The 4,187-nt window shown below is 43.8% G+C and carries 4 protein-coding genes; all 4 read right to left on the reverse strand.

All coding sequences use genetic code 11. The features are described from left to right. Positions 1-258: 258 nt before the first annotated feature. Positions 259-660 carry a Txe/YoeB family addiction module toxin gene (locus QZV24_RS10610; RefSeq protein WP_363138211.1) on the reverse strand — a complete coding sequence of 134 codons (402 nt, stop codon included), beginning with the start codon at positions 658-660 and terminating at the stop codon, positions 259-261. Then, positions 647-904: a type II toxin-antitoxin system RelB/DinJ family antitoxin gene (locus tag QZV24_RS10030; protein ID WP_294523437.1), complete on the reverse strand. Its 258-nt coding sequence runs from the start codon at positions 902-904 to the stop codon at positions 647-649. The genes QZV24_RS10610 and QZV24_RS10030 overlap by 14 nt, the downstream gene beginning before the upstream one ends. 494 nt (positions 905-1,398) lie before the next feature. Beyond that, positions 1,399-2,763, reverse strand: coding sequence for a 23S rRNA (uracil(1939)-C(5))-methyltransferase RlmD (gene rlmD / locus QZV24_RS10035; protein ID WP_294523439.1), 1,365 nt, complete (start codon positions 2,761-2,763; stop codon positions 1,399-1,401). A 97-nt stretch (positions 2,764-2,860) separates the two neighbouring features. Then, positions 2,861-3,529 carry an HAD family hydrolase gene (locus QZV24_RS10040; RefSeq protein ID WP_294523441.1) on the reverse strand — a complete coding sequence of 223 codons (669 nt, stop codon included), beginning with the start codon at positions 3,527-3,529 and terminating at the stop codon, positions 2,861-2,863. Positions 3,530-4,187: the final 658 nt, after the last annotated feature.

Here is a 4,187-nt window from a genome sequence, read left to right on the forward strand (position 1 = left end):
AAATTTTTCTTCTTTAGAAGAAAAATCTTCCAATTAGCGTTTCCCTAAAGGACTAGCTTCGCGTCGCAACGAGGTGGGAGATATGCTCACCACCTGTTGAAGTTTGTTTTCACCCCCACCTAAAGAGGAGGGGGACATCTTCACCTCGTTATAGCATAATGCTGAATCACAGGTGCCATTTCACTTGGTATTCGTATAATTTCCCTGCAAGATGATTTTGATAGTACCAATGACGATGCATCTGTATTTATCTCCATTTTAAGTAAAATAGCCGAAGAAGAGAATACTCAAAAACTTATGCAAGATAGAACCAATATTATAACCATGCCTGATGGGACAAAACAACGGAAAAAGACTCGCTATTCTTCGATTAAAGAGAAGTAAGCATAAAAAACCGCCTCGAATGAGGCGGCTGTCTAGTATCTCAACAGTATTTTCTATTACCCGATATACGAGTCTGTTTTCTTCGTCGATACGGCGACTGAACCACCCCTGCAGGTTGTGCTTCAGAGCTTCAGGCTTGCCGATACCCTCGAGGACACCGTCACGCTCGACACTCTTTATCAGCTCATTTATCCGTTTTACAGTTTTCCTGTCCTCCAGCTGCCAGTCAATATATTCCTGCCATGCACGACTGGACCACTTTTTACTCAACCTCAACTAATTCGTGCTCCTCTCCACCGCCAGCTTCTAATTCTGCTATGGATTCTGCAAGATACTTCTGGTTCTTTTCACTCCAGAAAGGATCAGCAGTTACTGGAAATGGGATAGACCGTGTTCTGACCATGGCTTTCAAAAACATGGTATATGCCGTGGAAAGGGTGAGTCCCATTTCAGCACACAATTCTTCTGCCTGAGCTTTCAGCACTGGGTCAACTCTCATGGTAAGCGTACTTGCCTTCATTGTTATCTCCCCCTTTATTTTCTCTAATTATATCAAATTGTAATGACTTTGCAAATACATTGTTTGATAAAAAGGCTATATATTATTGAGCGACCTCGTAATTTGATACGGGGTCTTTTTTTAAGTAAACCTGTCCTCCATCTAAATCAATATAGCACCTCTACATTCTAGCACTACCACATACCCAACCTATAAAAAAGTCTAGGTGCCATAAACATATCTATCCCACCCCAGTAATTACGCCCGTTACAGAGTAGATATGTTTATAGTTTCAGAACAACATCGTCCCCACATTCCCAACTATGCCAATAGCAGTACCACATACTCTACCTTAATGCAAAAAATCAGCAGAGCAACATACCCAACTATCACTTTGAGTATGTTGCCCTGCTGAAAATCACTAAAATGCTGTTTTTCTGGCACAGCTTCATTCCTTATTTTTATATGTCTAAAATATGCCATAAAGCCTTATACGACAAGGGTTTACGTCACTTTTATTTTTTGTTAATTAGTGCTACGCTCTCAACGTGGCTGCTGGCGATAAACATATCCACTGGCTGGACTTTTTCAGCCTTGTACCCCAGCTTATCCAATATTTCCAGATCTCTTGCCAAGGTGGCAGGGTTGCAGGAGACATATACAATACGGTTTGGCTTCATATTGGCAAAGGTTTTTAATACCACTTCTGTACAGCCGGCCCGTGGTGGGTCCACCACTATTACATCAGGGCGAATACCCTGATTATAAAGTCTTGGCATTACCTTGGTACAATCACCCACTATAAATTCAGCGTTCTTAACATTATTTTCACGGGCATTTTTCTCCGCATCCTTAATGGCCGGACTTACTATTTCTACGCCATAAACCTTACGGGCCTTCTGGGCCAGATAAAGGCTGATAGTACCAGTACCGCAATAAGCATCAATTACTGTTTCCTTTCCGGTCAGCTGGGCAAACTCCAGGGCCTTGTCATAAAGCACCTCAGCCTGCTTGGTATTAACCTGGAAAAAGGAACGGGCAGAAACATTAAAACTGAACTTCCCCAGCTTGGCCTTTATGGTTGGTCGCCCCCACAGCAGCTTGGTTTCGCGGCCCAAAATTACATTGTTGCGGTAGGTCTGGATATTCTGCTGAAGGCTAACCATCTGTGGCAGACGGCTGCGAAGCATTTTGATTATTTCCTTTTCCTTACTCAGCTGTTTGGTAGCAGTTACCAGAACTACCATCAATTGTCCCTTTTCCCCAGTACGGGCTACCACATGACGCACCACACCGGTGTGACGATCCTCATCATAAACAGGAATATTCAGCTTATCTATAACCTCGCGAACAGCACTGATGGCTTCGTTATTTATTGTATCCTGTATCATACAGTTTGATGAATCAATAATCTTATGGGTTCCCTGAGCAAAGCAGCCAATAATGGTCCTGCCCTTTTCTCTCCCTACGGGGAATGCCACCTTATTGCGGTAATTCCAAGGATCCTGCGCCCCTATAGTTGGCAAAACAGGTAAATTCTTCAAATGACCAATACGCTCTATGGCATCCTTCACCTGCTGATGTTTTGCCTTAAGCTGACCTTCATAGGACAAATGCTGTAGCTGGCACCCACCACACTCTTTATAGATCCCACAAGGAGGTTCCACCCGCTCCGGACTAGGCTTAACAATCTTGACCAATTGACCTGTGGCGTAGCTTTTCTTCACTTCGCTGATTTTCACGGAAAGTTCTTCCCCAGGAAGTCCACCCACTACAAATACAGTAAATCCGTCAATACGGCCTACACCTTCACCACTGCTGCCAAGGCTGTTTATTTTTATATTGTAAAGCTTTCCCTTTTCTACAGGAACCTTCGCCATATTATATCCTCCAAAAACAAAGAGGGCATCACCCTCCAGAATAATTGCGGATATTATTATATCACAAAATTCTGTAGCTGACGCCACTCAATTAGCATTACTTTTTAAACTGTACTTTAAAGAGTAAATCCGTTGGCTTATCCAAAAGCAGTTCCGCACCATTTTCCAATAGCTCGTCGTCTGTACGGAATCCCCAACGGGCCCCTACCGGTAAAAATCCGGCACTCACCGCTGTTTGCATATCTACGCCGCTGTCACCAAGATATACCACATTTTCCGGCTCTACACCTATTTCCTTGCAGATCTCCAGACAGGTAAATGGATCCGGCTTTCTCGGATAACCAGGACGATCTCCCATAACCACCTGGAAAGTATCTGGTTCAAACAATATACTTATAATTGTCTTGGCCGCATCCATTGGTTTGTTAGTACATACAGCCATTGGAACATTCTTTTCGATAAGCTTCAACAAGGTTTCCCTGACACCACTGTATGCACGGGTTTTATTAAGAACCTTGCCATTATACAGCTCCTTAAATTTCACAAGTGCCTTCTCATAGAATTCCTTGTCGGCTGCCTTGTCTTTCGGCAAAGCCCTCTCCACTAGCTTACCTACACCATTTCCCACAAAGTACTTATATTCCTCTACTTCGTGCACTGGTAAATCATAGGCAATTAGCATGTCATTACAGCTATCTGCCAAGTCGTCTATGGAATTTATCAATGTTCCATCCAAATCAAAAATTACTGCTTCATAGCGCTTCACATTCTCCGCCTCTTTCTCATTACACAATACCACAGCTTTTATATTCTATAAAAGTATTATAATTCCTGCAAGCATTTTATAATTTTATAAATATACAAAACCTGCAACTGTCAAATATTTGCTGTTGAGTATTGGTTTATTAGGCGGGGGCTGATTGACTGCATCAATTGACCAGATGGACCCAGCGGGTGACATGGGGATGATTCCATGGATAAGCGTAGTCGCATGCCACATCAGCACAAAATCTATTTGCGCCGTCTTGAGGTTTCTGACGGACGCACTTTCACCGTCGTTCCTCCGCCGAAGCCTGCTGCCAAATTGATGTGACACTGTGCGTAGCGCAGGAATGGAACATCCCATGGCAGGACCCGCTTAAAATCCCCGTTGGGTTGGACCTCATCCGCCTCGTCCTTACAGGACTAGCTTCGCGTCGCAAGCTCGGCACCTTCCCCATAGGGGAAGGCTTATTTAGCAATGAAACCGAGCGACAGGCAACTGCTCCCGACCGATAAGAATAAACAAAAAGAGCCATCTCATAACGAAATGACTCTTTACATCATAACCGGCAACTTCCTATCCTTGCTGGCGTATCCAAGAGGCGTCAGCCGATTGGTTAATACGCCGTATGCGAAAGCGTCCTGCAAAACAAGACCTTCGG

The sequence above is a fragment of the uncultured Anaerovibrio sp. genome, from assembly GCA_902786545.1.
GTDB lineage: Bacteria > Bacillota > Negativicutes > Selenomonadales > Selenomonadaceae > Anaerovibrio.

Bases quoted from the DNA above. Each gene is read 5' to 3' on its own strand.
- QZV24_RS10030 (WP_294523437.1), bottom strand. From the start codon at position 904: ATGAAGGCAAGTACGCTTACCATGAGAGTTGACCCAGTGCTGAAAGCT.
- rlmD (WP_294523439.1), bottom strand. From the start codon at position 2,763: ATGGCGAAGGTTCCTGTAGAAAAGGGAAAGCTTTACAATATAAAAATA.